Raw genomic sequence first — 19,867 nt, 5'->3', positions numbered from 1 at the left:
ATTTTGAAAGAAAGAGTCTCAGAAATGAGACTCTTTTTATGGCGAGGTAGCTCAGCTGGTTAGAGCGCATGATTCATAATCATGAGGTCGGCGGTTCAAGCCCGCCTCTCGCTACCAATTTTAAAAGCAGTTGCAACGAAAGTTGTGACTGCTTTTTTTGTTTTATATAATTTCCGTTATACACCCCCTATCCGGCTCGGCGACTGTCTATCCCGGTTTTTGCTGACATTATCGTTTTGTGAAATACATATACTGTGCGGATTCTGCTTGATTTTAATTGTTGCTGTATTGTTGATATGTATTCAGGGATCGATACATTGGGGGAGTGAAATTATTCAGCAGAAGAGACGTACTGCCTAAAACGAACGTTTTAATTGCAGATTTTAAATTGGCGATTTTAGATTAAAAAAATCTGATGACGAATCAATTTGCCCAATAATTTACAATTTGCAATCTAAAATTTACAATTTCTATGAACCTTCGATCCCTTTATTTCAAAATAAGGTCGTTTAAAAGTATTATTTCATGTTTGAATAACAGTTCTGATTCAAATGTCTGATCATCATTGTTTTGTTTCAATATTATGTATATTTTAATGGTATTTCTGTTGTGAATTTTAATTATTGGAATATAATAAAGCAGCCGTAAACTTATAGTAAGTTTAAATAATATGAAAACAATTTTGATGTTAAAATATATTAATGTATTTTTGACTCGGAATGTTGATTGTTTGTGTCGTGTTTTTACAGAAGGTTTAATGACGTGTTTGTAGGGGAGTGGTGTCTCCGGGTGTGGGCGGAGAAGCGTGACTGTAAATTCTGATAAACTTGTCGGCGTGGCGCAGGAGTGTGTTAATCTTTGTAATGATAGTTGATGAATAAATTGGGGAGGAACCTTTTTAAGGCAGTTATATGGCTGCTTTTATATGCCTGTTATCAGGAAACACCTGTGAGAATCAATGCGGATTTCGATGTAGAGATTACCGGTAATGATTATTCTGTACCTGTAACTGTTCATTTGATGAATAAATCGACAGGTGCGGATTTATATGAATGGACATTCGAAGGTGGTGATCCTTTGAAATCCAATAAAGTAAATCCGGAAGAAGTTGTTTATAAGGAACCGGGAACATATACCATCCGTCTGGAAGCCTGGAACACCACTGAACGTAAAGTAAAAGAATTGACCGTAAGTCTCGATTCTGCTATTGGGGCTGGTTTCACTTATACGGTGGCTATAAACAATTTCTCACCGGTGGAAGTTACACTGATAAATTGCAGTTACGGTGGCACCCGGTATCGTTGGGAGTTTATCGGCGGGCAACCTGAAACTTACGAAGGAAAAAATCCTCCGGTTATTGTTTTTACGGAGCCTGGATTGCATCCGGTTCATTTACAAGTGTTCAGTACAAGAGAGAGGGCGGAGTTTACCGATACGATTCGGGTACTTCCTGCTTTGGCAGTGGATTTCGAGTGGTGGCCGGGGAAAGATGATTATGATATGGAAGCTCCGTTGGTTATTGAATTGGCGGCTCGTTGTACCGGTGTTTTATCATATCTATGGAAGGCGGAAGGGGGAAGAATAGAAAATGATACCCTGGCCGATACCCGGATTTATTTCGACAAACCGGGGGAATATCGTGTTGAGCTTAAAGCAGCGAATGGAAAAGAAACGAAAAGTGTCAGCAAAGAGATAAAGGTGTTGGAAAATTCGAATTTGTATATAATACAGGATCTGAAATTCGGAATTACGACAGCGTTGAATACGGTGGGTGGATATTTTTCTTCGGAAACAAGGTCTGTTTTGAAAATGAAAGAATTAACTCCGGTGACCGGACCGACGATTGATTTTGTGTTTTGGGGGTTGGCCGATTTCGACCAATGTTGTTTTCTCTCGCCTGATTTGGTCGGATTAAAAGCCTTGCCGGATATACCCGGTGCCGCTCATTCCTGGTTTATCAATAACCCGGATGCGCTTACAGCCGGTCAGTTTGATGTTATGGAAAATGATGAGTTGTTAAAACGGCTTCTGATTAGGGAAAACTGTGATAAAGATCTTAACTCTTATTTTACAGGAAATGATGTTCCGCATTTGGTGTTGTTTGAAACCGGTGATTACCGCAAAGGAGTTATTAAGATAAAGCAATTCGTACAGGCAGGAAGTAATTCATATATTCTTGCAGATGTGAAAATACAGAAAGAAAGAACCGGAAATTGATATCGTTTATATGGATAAAGTGCGTGGCTTGAAACAATTATTTATTTATTGCTTATTCGGTGTATCGATGTCCAGCACTTTACCGGTATGTGCCCAACAAGTACGTTTGGATAATCTGAAAGAACAATTCAGTAAAAAAAATCTGTTTCGGATTAACGGAGGATTGGCAGCTAACGGAGTGTTTTACACGGGTGATAATTCCAGTCGTCAGCCTTTTATGTGGGTCATTTCCGGGAATGTCAATATCAGTATTTACGATCAGGTAAATCTACCTTTTTCCTGTAATTTCAATAATCTGGGAAATGGATATAATTATCCTACTTTACCGAATCGTTTGAGTATACATCCGTCTTATAAATGGGTTACAGCCCATATCGGAGATGTATCGATGAGTTTCTCTCCCTATACACTGAGCGGGCATCAATTTACCGGTGCCGGTTTGGAATTGAAACCGGAAAACTTTCCGTTAAAAGCTCAGTTTATGTTTGGGCGTTTATTGAAAAAGACCGAATATGATTCATTGAATTTTGGAGGAATTGTAGCTTATAAAAGAATGGGTTATGGTGTGAAACTGAATTATGAGAAAGAAAAATATTTATTGGGAATCAGTATATTACATGCTCACGATGATCCGGAATCTTTAAAATGGAAGCCGGACAGTTTGCAGATATATCCTCAAAGCAACCTGGCCCTCAGCGGTGAAGTAACCCTCAAATTATTGGATAACCTGACGGTAAATGTAGAGTATGGTTTCAGTAGTCTTACCCGGGATATGCGTTTGCCTTCCGTTAAAACAGATTTGGGAATCTGGCTACTTACCCGTAACACGTCGACCGTTCAATACCATGCTCTGAAAGCCGGTGTAAATTATCTGCTTAAAAAGAATTCCATCGGTTTGGGATACGAACGTATAGATCCGGATTACCGGACTTTGGGAGGGTATTATTTTACGAATGATTTTGAAAATTTTACTTTTAATTATGCCCGGCCATTTTGGAAAGATAAAATCAATTTTTCGATGAATGTTGGGATGCAGCATGATAATCTGAACCGCAATAAGACAGAACAAACAAACCGTTGGGTAATAGCGGCAAATCTGAATATCGTGCCGACGGATAAATTGAATTGCTCCGTATCGTATTCCAGTTTTCAGAGTTATACCAATATCAGATCACAGTTTGATTATATCAATGCAACCAATAAATATGAAAATCAGGATACCCTTGATTTTACGCAGTTGTCCCAAAATGTGAATGTTAATATCGGATATAATTGGGCTGTGGAGGAAGTCAGAAGCCATAATCTGAATTTTAATCTGAGTTTTCAGGAGGCAGCAGACAAGCGGGGAGGGATTATTGCACCGGGGAGTGCATCCCGGTTTTATAATCTGGCGGCTTCTTATGCTTTGCTATTTGTTCCGTCAGCCATACAGTTGACGGCATCCGGAAATTTGACATACAATAAAATGGCCGGTATGGAAATGATTACGTGGGGGCCTAATCTGGGAGCCTCCTCTAAATTTTTAAAGAATAAGATGACGGTAGGGGTGTCGTCTTCTTATAATGTTTCTTCCAATAGCGGGATACGGACAGGGAGTGTATTCAACGCAAGGGGAAATGTCGTTATGCGTTTTTTTAAACATCATACGGCTAATATATCTGTGGTATACCAGAACCGGGATGTCCCGGTGAAACCGGTAGCATCGGATTTTACGACTACACTTAATTATGCATATAGTTTTTAAAACCGACCGATTATGAAAAATAAAGGCAGTTTTTGCAGGTTCTTTTTTTTATGCTGTTTGATTCTTTATTGGAGTAGTACTCTGGTATATGCTGCAAAAGAAGATATGGACGGGATACGTAAGCAGGCTGTGGAGGTATTTGCCCGGCTCGATCAGATGGATAATTTTGTGGAAAGTCTTTCTCTGGCAGACATGAATGTGTTTCCGGTTGGAATGAAAAGAACGGTCAGTAATGTCAACTACGCTTTGGCTATCAGTAGTATCCAGTTTTTTCAGGAGTACGCAGAACTGGCTATATGGGGAAGAGCAATTATTCCGCAAGGAGAAGAAGGCGATAAGATACTGTTTTTCGGTGCTCAGGGGATCAAATTATCGAACGAAGGGGATATTGTCGGGGATGCCCGGTTGGTATTGCTTGGGGATATTACCATCCCGATTAATAACGGAGCTGCTTCTCTGGTGCTGAAAGGCGGGTTTAATCTTTTGTCCGGTATAGGGGATCAACAAACTTATATGTCTATCGATTGCCAGGGATTTAAAGAACTTGGCCTTACTGCAGATTTAATTCTTTCAGATAAATTAGTCCGTAAAGTAGATGAAAATGGTAATTGCAGTGCATTGGATTCGAAAGTAATGGCTTCTTTTTCTACGATTGTTCAGGATTGGAATGATATGGTCGTATCTTTATCATTGCCCCGGTTCGAGATCATCGGTTTGAATGGGTTTATGTTTCAGGCCCGGGATGCAATCTTTGATTTTAGTGACACCCGGAATGCCGATAATATCAGTTATCCTTACGGGTATCAGGAACAATATATGATTCCCGGTAATGAAAATTTGTGGAAGGGGGTTTATATCAATGAATTGAGTATAACATTACCCCGGCAATTTACTTCCCGTCGGGATACAAGTAAAAGAGTGAGTTTTATTTCCCACCACATGCTTTTCGATAATAATGGGATATCGGGGATTTTTGAGGCACAGAACGTTTTGGCTTTTGATAACGGGACTGCGGGGGGATGGCCTTTTTCTGTGGAAAGATTTTCAATAGAATTGATCGCAAATCATTTGAATGGTGCCGGGTTTGGAGGACAGATCGGTTTACCTGTGGCTGAAAAGTCCCCTTTGAATTACGATGCTTATATTTCACCGGATAACGAATATATGCTTCGGATATCGAAGTCTGAAACGATGAAATTCAGTATATGGGCTGCTGAGGCGGAGTTGTTACCGAATTCGTATGTGGAGATGAAAGTAAAAGACGGACGTTTCCGTCCGGAGGCGATGTTGAGCGGTTCTCTCATGATAAAAGCAGGGATGCAGGGAGGAGAGGGGGATGTGACAGTGGCGGAGTTGAAAGGTATTAAATTTCAACAAATGCATTTGAAAACCGAATCCCCCTATTTTATGGTGCAATATCTGGGATATGACGGTGATTTTTCTGTAAAAGGATTTCCTTTATCGGTAGGCAGGATAGAATTAAAAACGGCTGGCTTAACAGCAGAATTAGGATTTGATGCAAAACTGGCTTTAGGAGCTTCTCCTTTTTCCATTGCCGGGGATACCCGCCTGGGAATTGTAGGTAAGATGAAACAGGACCGCGGTTTACAGAGTTGGGAATATGATCATCTGAATATATCGGCGATACAGGTTAATACCTCTTTTGCCGGAGTATTTGCCGTCAGGGGAAGCCTGACTCTGTTGAATAATGATCCGCTATATGGGGATGGATTTGCCGGAAATATGGATTTGGAGCTGACTTGCCTGGAAGGTGTCGGGATGAAGGCCCGGGCTATGTTTGGTAAAAAAGATTTCCGCTATTGGCTGGTGGACGGGAGTGTGATGTTCGGGAAGAGCGGCATTACGGTTTTTCCTCCTGCATTCAATTTGAGCGGGATTGGCGGCGGGGCTTATTATAAAATGGCACAACGGGGAATGGGGGAATCGGCATTGCCTACAGGCACGGTGTATGTTCCGGATGAAAAGCGTGGATTCGGGTTTAAAGCTGCCGTTATGTTTAATATCGGAAATCCGGATGTGGTCAGCGGGGAAGCCGACTTTGAAATAGCTTTTAACGATAAGGGAGGATTGGCTTATATCGGTTTTTTCGGACAAGTGAAAGTTCTGGGAAAAATCCCCGGTATGGATAATATTCAAAGTGCGGTAAAAAATAAATTGACAGCGCTGGCAGCGGTTGAAAACAATTATTTGGCATCACATCCGGGGATTAGTTCCGGCTTGAATAAATTACAGAAATATAAATTATATCAACCGGCCGATGCCGCATTGGATATATATTCGGATAAGGAGAGTTTGGGAAAAAGCGGGTTCCTGGCTGCCATGGGGATTCAATACGACTTTAATCAGAAATGTTTACATGCAACTTTTGATTTGTATGTCAATGTATTGGCCGGTTTGATAAAGGGGCGGGGGCAAAATAATAATGCCGGACATTCAGTGTTGCATATAGAAAAAGGAAATTGGTATTTTCATATGGGAACTCCTTCCAACCGGTTAGGTATAGAAATGAATTTGCTGAATCTGATAAAAATAAAATCGGGCGCTTATTTTATGACCGGTTCTCATTTGGAAGGTTCACCGCCACCGCCTCAGCAGGTGGCCGATATTTTGGGTGTCGAGTTGAGACAACTCGATTATATGCGGGATATGAATGCATTGGAGGCAGGCGGCGGTTTTGCTTTCGGCGCGGATGTCAGTGTGGCAACCGGGGATATTACTTTTCTGATTTTATATGCGAATTTCCAGGCGGGACTTGGTTTTGATATTATGTTGAAGGATTATGGACAGGCTGAGTGTAATGGGCGGCGTGGTCCGGTGGGAATCGATGGGTGGTATGCAAACGGACAGGCGTATGCTTACTTGCAGGGAGAAGCCGGTGTCAGTTTGAAGCTTTTGTTTATCAGGAAAAAAATACCCATCATTAAGGCCGGAGCAGCGACCTTATTTCAGGCTAAGCTGCCCAATCCGACCTGGTTCGTAGGGTATCTGGGGATGAAGATCGATATATTAGGCGGTTTGATCCGCGGAAATATGCGCCTTAAGATCAAATTGGGAGAAGAGTGTGAGCTTGTCTTGCCGGGAGGCAGTCCTATCGGTGTACCTATCATCAATGATATAAAGCCGGTTGCAGAAGAAACGGATGTGGATGTTTTTGCTGCTCCGCAGGTTGCCTTCAATATGCCGATGAATAAGTCTTTTTTAATGGAAGATAATAACGGTGAGATTAAAAATTACAGATTCATACTGGATAAATTTATCGTTTCAGAGGAAGGTAAGGAAATACCGGGTAAATTGGAATGGAATACGTCGCGTAATCTGGTGACCTTTTATTCGCATGATATATTACCTCCGCAGAAGTTGTTGAAGGTGAACGTCGAAGTCGGATTTGAAGAATACCGGAATAATCGTTGGGAGGTGGTGTACACAGGAGGGCAGAAGGCACGGGAAAAAATGGAAATCGGCTTTACGACGGGTACTGCACCTGATAATATACCGTTACAGAATATTGAATATTGTTATCCGGTGATAGATCAAAGGTATTATTTGTCCGGTGAAGGCACCCGGGGGTATGTTCAACTCAAGAGGGGACAACCTTATTTGTTCTCTGCTGATTTCAAACATGAAATTCACATTACTGATGAGAACGGACAAAGCATAAATACTTCTTTCCGTTACGATGCCGGCATAAACTGTCTGGTTTATCAGATGCCGGGACTTTCTAAGGCAAGCACTTATTCTCTCGGTATTGTTACCCTGCCGAAAAAAGGAACGGGGGGAACGGCTGATATCCGGGAGGAACGGTTGACGATCGGTGGTTCGGGTGATGATGATGTTACGATAAGAAGTGCAAAAGCGAATGCGGTGACCCAGACCGCGAACGGAAAAATAATCCTGGAATATGCCTTCGGGACAAGTCGTTACGCTACTTTACGGGAAAAAATTGCAGGTATAAACAAAAGGATGCATTCGTTTTATGCGGAGGCCGGTTATGTGTATCTGGAATATATTCTGAATGACAGTGAGCCTTTTGATGCCGTTGATCTTGTCGGTACGGCATATAGCGGCAACAAACCTTTGGTAAAACCCTGGGCTACACTCGACGATGCTTTTTATAAGCAATGGATTTACCCGTTGGTATATAAAAATTATCCACTGGCCGGTAGTATTCGCATCAGGTACAGAGATACGGAAAAATGGGGAGTTCCGCCTGCCGGAGCCATACCGGTGAATTCAGTTTATCTTACATTATTGGAAAGTGATCCCGCTCACCACCGCCTGCGTGAGTATTTCCCTTATACTTATAATCTTTTCCGTGCTTACAACAGGGATTATTATGATCTGCGGGATCAGTTGGTAAACAGGTATATAGGTAAACCGGAACTGTTGAAATACGCAGATTTTATCAATAACAATATACCGCCGTTCGAGTCCGGGAAATACCGGGTTAATTTCAGATTTATCCAGCCTGACGGACAGGCCGGAAGCAGCCGGTTGTTTGAATATGAATATACATTTTAAAAAATGAAAAATATAATTATCGGGTTATTATTGCTTATAGGAGCGGATATGTGTGCGGTGGCACAGGATTCGGCCAGTATCAGGGTACGCTATAGTGTACAGCAGGATGCCGTCTTATTGCGTTGGGGGGCAGATACGCCGTATGCCTGGAAAAAAACCAACCGGTCCGGTTTCCGGATCGAGAGATATACGGTAAGCAGGGGAAAGGAGGTGCTGGTTGTTCCGGAGAAAAAGGTATTGGTAGAAGTATTGAAAGCTTTGCCCTTGCAGGAATGGATTCCCTATGTTGAAAGGGACGATAATGCGGGGATTATAGCTCAGGCACTTTATGGGGAAGACTTTCAGTTGACCGGTGAGGATTCACAGGGATTTGCCCGTATGATTAATATGGCCCAGGAACTCGACCAGCGATTTACATTCTCGTTGTATGCCGCGGATCAGAACTTTGATATAGCTTGCCTGGCGGGGTGGGGATATAAAGATACTGATGTGAAAAAAGGTGAACGTTATCTGTACCGTATTGTTCCGGCAACCTATGAGGATAGTTGTCAAATCCGCCTGGGGTCGGCCTTTACCGGATTGGATGAATACCGGCCTCTCCCGCGTCCTCAGGAATTGGCAGCCGTGTGGAATAACAAATGTGTCATGCTGGCTTGGAATTATTCAAACCTGGCTGATGTATATAACTCTTATTATATTGAAAAGTCTGTCGACGGAAAAAAATTTACCAGAATTGAAGGCCGGCCGGTATCGAGTATAGATGAAAGACAAAAAGAAGGGGATCAGCGTTTGTTTTATGTAGACTCGCTTTCAGATAACCATACTACATTTTATTACCGGATCAGGGGAATTTCCACATTCGGAGAGCTTGGTCCGGTGTCCGATACTTTATCGGGAAAAGGGGTGAATATGCTGCCTTATGTCCCTGTTATCCGCAAATCCATAGTGAATGATAAGGGTGAATTGGAAATGGAATGGCAGTTTGAAAATGAGGGAGAAAGTTTTATAGAAGGATTTCAGTTGAGAATGTCGGACAAGGCCAATGGTATTTATCGAACGGTGGCGGATGATATTTCCCCGTCGCAGCGGTCATTAAAATACGATAAACTCAATTCCGGTAGTTATTTCGTGATCAAAGCTGTGGCACTGGAAGGAGAATCCCGTTCTTCCTATCCTGTATTAATTCAGCCCCTGGATACTGTTCCGCCTGCTGTCCCTTTAGGGTTGCAGGGGAAAATAGATAGCCTGGGAATAGTAAAGTTGTCCTGGAATCCAAATACTGAATCCGATTTATTGGGTTATTTGGTCTATCGGGCATTTACCGGAACGGAGGAAGCTGTTCCGGTCGTAAAATATCCGGTAACGGATACCTGCTATATAGATACCGTGGATAACTGGAACCTGAATCCTGTGGTTTATTATTATCTGGTTGCTGTTGATCAGCGTTATAACCAGTCTGATTTTTCGGAAAGACTGGATTTGGTTAAACCGGATTTTATACCTCCGGTATCTCCCGTTTTTTCAGATTATCATATCGGAACAGAAGGTGTCGAACTCAAATGGATTTGCAGTCCGTCGGAAGATGTAAGGGAACACCGGTTGTACCGTAAGGAAAAAGAAACGGGGGATACTGCCCGATGGGTGATTATACTGCCTGGAAACCAGACTGACAGGTATAGGGATACGTCGGTACAGCCCGGTAAAAAATATGCCTATACGATTTTTGCCGTCGATAAGAGCGGTTTGGTGTCCCTGCCGACACCGGCCCTGAACCTGGTTGTCCCGGGAGCTCTGAAGAAAAAAGAAGGTATTACCCGTTTGGATGCCGTTGTTGACAAAAAAAATTTACTGATAAAACTGGTGTGGAAATCGGATTTGAAAGAAGTAAAGAATTATGAAATATACAAAAGCGAAGGGGATGCACCTTATACGCTATGGAAGGTTGTAGCCGGATGGCAGCGGGAATTGTTGGATGAGGATGTTGCAGTAAGTATGCAGTATCGTTATATGATACGTGCATTATTTGAAAACGGAGGAAATTCCCGGATTCGTGAAATAATAATTAAAGGATTATGAAAAAGTTCGTTTATTCCTGGATAAGTTTGGGGATATGGTTTATAATCGTATTTCAGGTAAATATCGGCAGGTTGTATGCCCAATCTTCGGATAGCCTTGCTGTCTGTCTGACGGATGAAATAATTACGGAGAATAGTCCCGATTTGAAAAATCCCGTAGAAGCGAATACGCAATCGGCCACACCTTTGGCCGCAAATAGCCTGAATTATGAGATTTGGTTTGATTTTGAAATATTGGCACCTAAGCCTATGTCCTATCATAAGGACAATAAATTTTCTTTATATGTACAATTTGAGGGTGAATCCATGTGGGTTTTTCAAGGTAATGTAAATTTGAATAGTACTTCAACGACGGTTCCCCGGAAGTTAAATTACAGACTTGTAACGAATGGAAAAAAGCTGATTAACTTTAAAACGGTATCCCGTAACAGATCTGCTGACGATAAGCGGGAAGGAACGTTGACAGTTAGTATGGATAACTGGGCATTATTCGGGGGCTGTTCGGAAACCGTTGCTCCCGACGATTTCCAAAAACAAACACCTGTTTTATTTGGGTATAACGCTAAATTGATTATAAAAAGAGTTCCTGTAAATCCGGTTTTGTCTTCTTATCCTGCTGATCATACTTTAACGAATGAAAATTATGTGCGTATAAAAACGGATTTTTCAGATGACTTTTTGTATCGGTGGGATTGGTATTATAGTTATCAATTGACTGAAAATAAATGGGACAGATTGGGAGCTAGCGTGGAGGTTGATGTCAATTATTATAGGGTAGGTGGAAACAGTACGTCTGATTTTCTTGATAATGTGAAACAGAAAAGAAAGATGACGGTCAGGGCAGGTAATCCCTGTCTTACCGGTAATGAAAAAGATAATTCCAAATATGCCGGTACGCTTGTTTTAGATTTGAAAATAGAGGCTCCGACAATAAGTGCTTATTCAATTCAGGTAACCCCACCGAAATGTGCCGGAGGAAAAGACGGTCAGGTAAAAATTCCTTTTTATCGGAAATTATTTCCCGATGAGGCGGAACAATTGACGTTGACTAATCTGGATGATCCTTTGGGATATAAGCCGTCTATTACTCTGAGGAATGAGGAAAATTTCGTGATTTTTACGGGATTGAGTGCCGGTCGGTACGAAGTGAAATATACCAACGGTTATATTCTGAATTCGACAATACCGAGTTATATTGGTGATGAATACAGACATAAAGCGCAGTTCACCGTTTCCGATCCTCCGAAATTATCATTATCCGGTTTAAATAAGACGGATGTTCATTGTAAAGGCGGAAGCGACGGAACGATAACTTTTACACCGACGGGTGGGACGGGAGATATCAGGGCGTGGTATACGACTACGGCATCCTATCCTGTGACACGGGATGCTGTTTCTGTTGTTCCCGGGCTTGCTGCTGCCAATTATACCGTAGAATTGAGGGATGCCAATGATTGCCGGATGACAGATGCTGCCTGGAAGGTAAATATAGCACAACCGGCAACGGGCGTAAGTCTTCAGGAATTATCCAAAACCGATCCCCGGGGATACGGATTGACGGATGGAGCTATCGAGGTCATTGCCAGGGGAGGTACGGGCGGTTTTACTTATTCCTGGCAAAAAAACGGTCAGCCTGTGTCCGGAAGTGGCAGTAAACTGACCGGTTTAGGTGACGGCAGGTATAAAATTACAGTTAAAGATGCCAATTACAATAAAGTCAGTCCGGTTACGGCAGTAAATCTGGCCGGATGCCAGAGTACTGTAGATATTGAGCTTCGCCAACCCGATCTTTTGTCGGTTTCTATCGGTAAAACCGGAGATATCAGTTGTTACGGCCTTTTAGACGGAGTACTGAGGGCGACAGCCACGGGAGGAGTCGGGGGATACCGTTATGAATGGTATAAATCGGTCGGTGGTTCATGGGCTAAATTACGCTATACGACAGCTGAAGTGTCCGGTTTGGATGCGGGTGTTTACCGGGCCTTTGTTTTCGATAGAAATGATATTAAAGCAGTTTCTGCAAATTATACCCTGACACAACCCGATCCGGTCCGGATTGCTTTTAAAACGGCCGAACCGGCTTGTTATGGCGGTAGCGATGGGAGAATAGAGGCTGTCGTTACCGGAAGGAACGGGGGTTATACATACACATGGCCGGGTAATCCGGGCACAAGTTCCGTTATCTATGGAGAAGCACAGAACTATGTGGTAAAAGTCAAAGACCGTAAGGATTGCCGCGCAGAAAACAATGTTACAATCGGGCAGCCTGCCCGTCTGACTGCAACCGCCCAGGTGGTTTTGCCTGCGTCGGCTAATGCTTCGGACGGAAAAATTACGGTCTCTCCTTCAGGGGGGACACCGGGATATCATTACCGTTGGGATTACCGGAATTCTGTTTCCAATCCTTTGACGGGTATTCCTGCGGATAGTGTGCCTTACCGGGTGGTGGTAAAAGATGCCCATGATTGCCGGACAGAGTTGAATCCGCGGGTGATTTATCCTTTGGGAGTCAGGCTTGTTGTGAAAAAAGTGATTTCCTGCAAGGGAGATAGGGACGGTTTATTGGAAGCGATGCCGGAAGGCGGTGTCAGCCGGTATTACCGTTATCAGTGGTATCAGTGGTCAAACGGTGCTTTTTCTCTTATTTCGGGGAATGGGAAAGTATCACAGGGTGTTGGTAGCGGAAGATATCAGGTAAAGGTAACGGATTCTGAAAATAACACTGCTACGGCAGAAATTACGATTACAGAGCCCCCCTTATTACAGGCTACGGCTCAGATTACGCTACCCTCTTCTGCTGCCGGCTCGGATGGTCGCATTGCTGTTTCTCCTTCGGGAGGTACACCGGGCTATTATTACCGTTGGGATTACCGGAATGCCGTTTCCAACCCTTTGACGGGCATTCCTGCGGATAGTGTGCCTTACCGGGTGGTGGTAAAGGATGCCCATGATTGCCGGATAGAACTGGAACCGCGTGTAATTTATCCATTGGGAGTAAAGCTTGTTGTGAAAAAAGTGATTTCCTGTAAGGGAGATCGTGACGGCTTATTGGAAGCAATGCCGGAAGGCGGTGTCAGCCGCTACTACCGCTATCAGTGGTTTAAATCCGGAAACGGTGGTTTTCAGGAAATAGAAGGGAACGGAAAAATTTCAGCCCCGCTAGAGGCTGGAACCTATCGGGTTAAAGTTACCGATAGTGAAAATAATTCGGTAACGACGGATTGGGTGCTCACAGAACCTGATTTCTTAACGGCTGTATTTACGGTGGATATCCCTTCCGGCCCGACGGTTTCTGATGGAAAAATAACTGTTTTCCCGGCGGGCGGAACTCCCTATACGGACGGTTCATACCGGTATTTCTGGGATTACCGGAATTCCGTTTCCAATCCTTTGACAGACTTGCCTGCCGATAGTGTGCCTTACCGGGTGGTGGTGAAAGATGCTCATCAGTGTGAAATAGAACTCAATCCCCGGATATTGTATCCGCTTATGGTCGGCATTCGGGAAAAACAACCGGTGTCTTGTTACGGCCGGACAGACGGGCGTTTGGAAGCCCTGGCCGAAGGCGGTGTCAGCAGCATTTATTTTTATAAATGGTATAAGAGGGAAAATGACGGATTCCGGGAAATAGCCGGAGAAGAGTCTGTTTCAGAACCTTTGGGAGATGGGATTTATCGGGTGAAAGTTCGGGACTCCGAACATAATCAAGCCGTTTCGCAGGAATTTATATTCAGGCAACCCGACTCGCTCCGATTGAAATTCGGGCATCTTGATCCGTTGTGTAAAGACGACCGGAATGGCTGGATAAATGCTTTGGTTGAAGGTGGAACCGAACCTTATCATTACCTGTGGGAAGATAAGACGGATTTTGATGCTTTTAACCGCAGTAATCTGGCCTGTGGTTTTTATAAGGTAACAGTTACCGATTCACACGGCTGTCAGCTCACCGGACGGGACACCCTGACAGAGCCGGATAGTCTTCTGGTCACCCACGAAGTCCGGTTTCCGTCTGTTTTTAACGGGACGGACGGAACGATCCGCTTATTTCCGAAAGGCGGAACCGAACCTTACCGGTATGAATGGACATATAATCATTCAACGGATAATCCACTGGCGGGATTGGCTGCCAGTGATACGCCTTATGAAGTTACGGTAACCGATGCTCACGGTTGTACTGTGAGCGATACGCCCCGGATGTACAATCCGCTTATCGTGGAAATTCAGGTACGTGATTCGATCAGTTGTTACGGCCGTTTGGATGGTCGTCTGGCTGCGGTGTTTGCCGGAGGTGTGGGTGCCCCTCATGATTTCGAATGGTTTAAAAAAGACCGTGAAGGTCATTTCAGGAAAACCGGAGCAAACGATAGTATCTTATACGGGGTTGCGGATGGAGAATATCGGGTGAGTGTCCGGGATCGTAGTGATAGCCTGGCGGTATCGGATGTATTTGTTTTCCGTCATCCGGATTCTTTGCAATTACAATTCCGTCATCATTTCCCGCTTTGTAAGCATGATGCCAATGGGTGGACGGAGGCTTTGGCGGATGGAGGTACTACCCCTTACCGCTATTACTGGGAAGATATTGACCGGGAGGATGCTGCTTTGCGGTCCGGTCTTGAAGACGGCGTTTATAAAGCAGTGGTTACCGACCGGCGCGGATGTGTCGTTTCGGCAACCGATACCCTGACGGAGCCGGACAGCCTGATCGTGAGGCATAAGGTAGATTTTCCCTCCGTATATGGCGGTGACGATGGAATGGTAGCGGTCAGTCCGGAAGGTGGTACAAAGCCTTATCGTTATGCCTGGGATTACAATCATTCAGTCGCTAATCCGCTGACCGGTTTGTCGGCAATGGCAGATCCGCTTCATGTTGTCGTAACGGATGCTCATGGCTGTCAGGTTGTCGATTCCGTCCGGATGTATAATCCGATAACCATAGAATTGGAAGAGAGCGGAGTGATCATCTGTTCGGGGCAGACCAATGCGGAGCTGACTGCCCATGTGAAAGGCGGTGCCGGACGACCTTACCGTTTCGAATGGTATTTTGTAGAAGAAGATCTTTTGACAGGGTTTACAGAAACGGATTCCTTATTGAAATCCGTCGGTGTCGGTACTTACCGTGTGGCGGCATTCGATAGCGTGGGAAATCTGGGATGGTCGGCTGATTATACGATTTATTCGCCCGATTCCTTGCGTCTGGAATTTGAAATAGGTCATTTACCTTGTAAATACGATCGGAAAGGTTGGATTCAGGCCATCCCCTTAGGGGGTGAAGCGCCTTATCGCTTAGATTGGTTCGATGGCTCGGCGGATACCCGGATCGAGCACCTGGAAGAGGGGCGTTATGAAGTAAAACTAACAGATAAACGGGGATGTTTCGTTACTAAAAAAGTGAAAATTAATTCTCCGGATGAATTGCTGCTCAGTATGGATTACAGACAGCCGCTCGGATGGCAGCGGGATGACGGGATGATTTGGGTAACACCCGTCGGTGGTACACAACCCTATCGTTATGAATGGCACGGTTGGGAAAACGACCGGGATACATTGGAAGGTATTCCTGCCGGTAATTATACGGTAACGGTAACCGATAGCCACCAGTGTAATAAGAGTATTTCAGCTACCGTTACTGAGCCGTCTTTACTCGAAGTAACTGTTTCCTGTGTCCAGATTATTTCCTGTTACGGGGTGCCGGATGGTATATTGCGGGCTACCGCCTGTGGTGGTGTCGGTAACTACCGGTATGATTGGTATCGTTTGTCCGGGCGTCATGCTGATTTTATCGTTTCGGGTATAAATTGTGAGCAGCTTCCTGCCGGAGAGTATAAGGTGAAAGTGACGGACGGTAACGGGATTACAGCCTGGTCGGAGGTATACCGCCTCGTTCAGCCGGAACTTCTGCAGGCCGCCGTGACCGTTTCGGCCTTGCTTTGTAAAGGAGATACCGATGGGAAGGCCGGGGCCGTAGTGAATGGCGGGACTTTGCCGTATGAATATATCTGGACGAACGGGGCAAGGACGGGAGAGATCGATAGCCTTTCCGAAGGCCGTTATCTGGTGGCTGTCAAGGATGCCCACGGATGCCGTACCGAGGCAATGGGTACGGTTGTTTCTCCGGATGCTTTAGAGGTCAGCAGTAAAGTCACCGATCCTGTTTGTAACGGTGGCAAAGGGAGTGTCGTATTGCAAATATCGGGCGGAACGGGAAAATACAGAATCACCTGGGCCGATGGGAATAGCAGGATGAAGCGGGAGGATTTGCCGGCCGGCAGCTATCCGGTGGATGTGGCCGATGCTAACGGGTGTTTGTGGCAAGGCGTGTTTGAACTGTTTGAACCGGAACAGGTTAATGTCAGTTTAGGACCCGAGCGTACTTTATGCCGGGAACAGGAAGTGGAATTAAGGCCTTTGAATGTGGAACGTATTACGGGGTACAAGTGGCTGAAAGATAACGAGGTATTTAGTTTACAGCCTGTTATCCGGGTGACCGAAGCAGGTACGTATCGGTTGGAGGTCGTGACGAAAAAAGGCTGCCGGGGAAACGGAGAAGTTACAATCGGTAAAAGTGATGCCGAAATTGACGCCAATTTTGCGATGGCTTCGGAGATTGAGGCGGAAGATATCCTGAAAGTGGTCAATACGTGCCTGCCAATGCCGGAATATTGCGAATGGATTTTTCCGGAGACCGGAACAATAACAATTGTCAGTGATGACCGGGATATGGCCGAACTGATTTTTGACCGGTCCGGGGAATATACGATCGGACTCCGTTCTGTAGAGGGAAAGTGTGAGGAATTTCTTTACAAAAATGTGTCGGTCGTTACGGAAGGCTCAGGTCAGCCTGTTACCCGGGGGCCCGAACGTGTGATCCGTGATGTGTTGGTGTGGCCGAATCCCAGCAACGGGCATTTCCGGGTCCGGGTCAAGCTGAACCGGAAATCGGACGGTTTGTTGCGGCTTTATGCGCTGACCGGTGTCCTGCTCCGTGAATCGAAATGCCGGGGAGATGAAAGTTATGAGCTCAGTTTTAATGAATCTCTCCCGCCGGGAATCTATATCCTTCATCTCATTTTCGGTCCCGAACGGGAAGCTGTGAAAGTGGCTGTCGAATGAGTATACGGATTTGTTTAACCGTGTTTTACGCTGTGTTTGTGTGATCTGTTTCGGATAAAGATTGTTGAAATGTATAAAATATACCGATTAATTAGGGTGGCATACTTATGAAAAAAATCCTGTTATTTTGTAGTACTCTGTTTTTGTTTTTTGCCGTTTACGGTCAGGGGCATATTTATCCGGTTCAGGCGAATGTGAACGTTGTTGCGCCTTATAGCCTCTACCTGAGCGACTATGTATCGGGTAGTAAAGAGCGGCTGATCGTGACGTTGCTGAATCGTGACGTTCAGTATCCGTCGATGCCGGTTCGCCTGCGCCTGAGCATAAAGGGTAATGGTTTTTCGATACAGACCCGTCCTTATGCTTCGGTTTCCCCGATAACGCTCGAACCCAATGTGCCCTATAAGCTGACGGTGGATGATCTGATGCCTTATTTTGATACCCGTAATTTGTTTGCGCAGGGATTGGGAGGAGATTCGTATCTGAAAGGTGGGCGCCTTCCGGAAGGCATGATCGAATTCGGCATAGAAGTTTTGGAGTACGGCACTTCAAAAGTGCTGTCGCAGCGGGCCATCGGAACGGCCTGGCTTGCTTTGCAGAAACCTCCGTTGTTGAGCCTGCCTTTTCAGGATGAAGTTATTCCCTGGCGTGAGCCATTGAATCTGTTGTTCCAATGGACTCCGCAACATTCGGGGGTGGCTCGTGTAGAATACGAGTTGATCATCAAGGAACTTTGGGATAACGGTCTGGCTCCCGAATCGGCCTTTGCCTGGTCACCTGAAATATTTCGCGAACGAATCACTTCCACAAGCTATCTCTACGGTACTTTAGCACCGGCGCTGGAGCCCGGCCGGCGTTATGCCTGGGCTGTGCGTGTTGTGGCCAAAGACGGAGCGGATGATGTGAGTATTTTTGAGAACGAGGGGCTGAGCATGATCCGTTCTTTCCGTATCGCCCGTTATTGTCCCGAACCGGTACAGGTAAAAGCTACGGCCGAACGGGGATATATTCATGTGGAATGGGAGAGTGCACCGGAACACATTGATTATACGGTGGCTTACCGTGTGAAAGGAGCTGAAACCTGGGCTGAAGTGAGGAGTACTTTTCCGTCTGCCCTGTTATCTGGTGTGCGGCCCGGGTATACGTATGAATACCGTGTGGGCGGTTTTTGCGAGCCTTTGGTGCCTACTTTCGGAAAGACAGCCTTCCTTACGCTGCCTTCTGAGGATACCACCCGTTTACGTAACTGCGGGATGTTGCGTCCGGTGGATTTGTCCAATCAGGATCCCCTGGATGAGCTTTTGAACGGAGACCAGTTTATAGCCGGCGATTTTCCGGTACATGTACAGGAGGTGACGGGCAGCCAGGGCTTTTTTACGGGTAACGGTTATGTGCATGTTCCTTTTCTGGCTTATGCGCCTTTTAAAGTGACTTTCGATAATGTCTATATCAATACCGACCGCCGAATGATCCGTGGTGTGGTGAAAACGGTTTACGATCCGACAGAAAGCGGAATGGGTAATATGGACGATATTTTTACGGGCGGCGGCCATACGGGTAATGTGGTGGAAGGCATCACAAAAACCGACCTGAGTGCTGATTTTGTCATTGATAAGGACAGCGGATTCTTTTTTGACGAGACGACCGGTAAAATCGAAGTGACGGATGCGAGCGGTCAGGTTATCGGTTATATCGAAACGGGGCATAGTGTCTCCGGCGGGGGTGAGCCGGGTGGGAACAACGGTAATGCCCCTTCGGTTTTTCCAATGACGGTAAAAGACAGCGAAGGTAATATCTATGAGGTGGAAGAAGCTCCGGAGGATGATTCCGGTACGGAGAACGAAGGGGCCGGGGAGAATCCGGATTCCGGTTCTAAAAAGCAATTGGTGGTGACGCCTGTGGGTAAAAGCGGGGATGGTCTGAATCAGGATGAGGTGAATTTCAAACGCCTCGACAGCCGCATGGCCGAAGTCGTATTTACGGATACGGAAGGCAGTCTTTATGCCTTCGATGCCTGGAAAGCGGTTTATTCCGGCTCTTATCTGATCCGCACGAAATACGAACAGCTTGGGGAGAGTTACCGTGTTCCGGCGAAGCTCATTCCTTCGGGGAAGAAAGACAAAGTGGGGGTTGTGATCACGATTCACGATCCTTCCGTCGATCCTGATAAAGTGATTTT

Annotated in this window: 6 protein-coding genes and 1 tRNA gene; all 7 read left to right on the top strand. The window is 45.2% G+C overall.

Annotated elements, in window-relative coordinates; all coding sequences use genetic code 11:
• Positions 1-40 precede the first annotated feature (40 nt).
• A tRNA-Met gene (locus DD657_RS06415) sits at positions 41-117 on the top strand.
• A gap of 756 nt (positions 118-873) precedes the next feature.
• Positions 874-2,217 (top strand): PKD domain-containing protein, encoded by a 1,344-nt coding sequence (locus tag DD657_RS06410; RefSeq protein WP_287049091.1) that lies wholly within the window; start codon positions 874-876, stop codon positions 2,215-2,217.
• Positions 2,218-2,227: 10 nt separating this feature from the next.
• A complete protein-coding gene (locus DD657_RS06405; protein WP_287049090.1) occupies positions 2,228-3,961 on the top strand; it encodes a TonB-dependent receptor in 1,734 nt (577 codons plus the stop codon).
• 12 nt (positions 3,962-3,973) lie between these two features.
• Positions 3,974-8,500, top strand: a complete 4,527-nt coding sequence (locus DD657_RS06400) for a hypothetical protein (RefSeq protein WP_287049088.1) — start codon at positions 3,974-3,976, stop codon at positions 8,498-8,500.
• Positions 8,501-8,503: 3 nt separating this feature from the next.
• Complete coding sequence (locus DD657_RS06395) at positions 8,504-10,576, top strand: fibronectin type III domain-containing protein (protein ID WP_021988509.1); 2,073 nt, start codon at positions 8,504-8,506, stop codon at positions 10,574-10,576.
• Complete coding sequence (locus DD657_RS06390) at positions 10,573-17,688, top strand: hypothetical protein (RefSeq protein ID WP_287049085.1); 7,116 nt, start codon at positions 10,573-10,575, stop codon at positions 17,686-17,688. The genes DD657_RS06395 and DD657_RS06390 overlap by 4 nt, the downstream gene beginning before the upstream one ends.
• A 107-nt stretch (positions 17,689-17,795) precedes the next feature.
• On the top strand, positions 17,796-19,867 hold a 2,072-nt coding region (locus tag DD657_RS06385; RefSeq protein ID WP_287049083.1), incomplete at its 3' end, for a fibronectin type III domain-containing protein.

Origin of the sequence: Culturomica sp. (assembly GCF_003524185.1) — a bacterium.
Lineage (GTDB): Bacteria > Bacteroidota > Bacteroidia > Bacteroidales > Marinifilaceae > Culturomica > Culturomica massiliensis.
The sequence above is the reverse complement of the archived record's forward strand: the minus strand, read 5'-3'. Positions and strand labels throughout refer to the sequence as shown.

Coding starts and splice junctions, on each gene's coding strand:
- DD657_RS06410 (WP_287049091.1), top strand. CDS start 874: ATGAATAAATTGGGGAGGAACCTTTTTAAGGCAGTTATATGGCTGCTT.
- DD657_RS06405 (WP_287049090.1), top strand. CDS start 2,228: ATGGATAAAGTGCGTGGCTTGAAACAATTATTTATTTATTGCTTATTC.
- DD657_RS06400 (WP_287049088.1), top strand. CDS start 3,974: ATGAAAAATAAAGGCAGTTTTTGCAGGTTCTTTTTTTTATGCTGTTTG.
- DD657_RS06395 (WP_021988509.1), top strand. CDS start 8,504: ATGAAAAATATAATTATCGGGTTATTATTGCTTATAGGAGCGGATATG.
- DD657_RS06390 (WP_287049085.1), top strand. CDS start 10,573: ATGAAAAAGTTCGTTTATTCCTGGATAAGTTTGGGGATATGGTTTATA.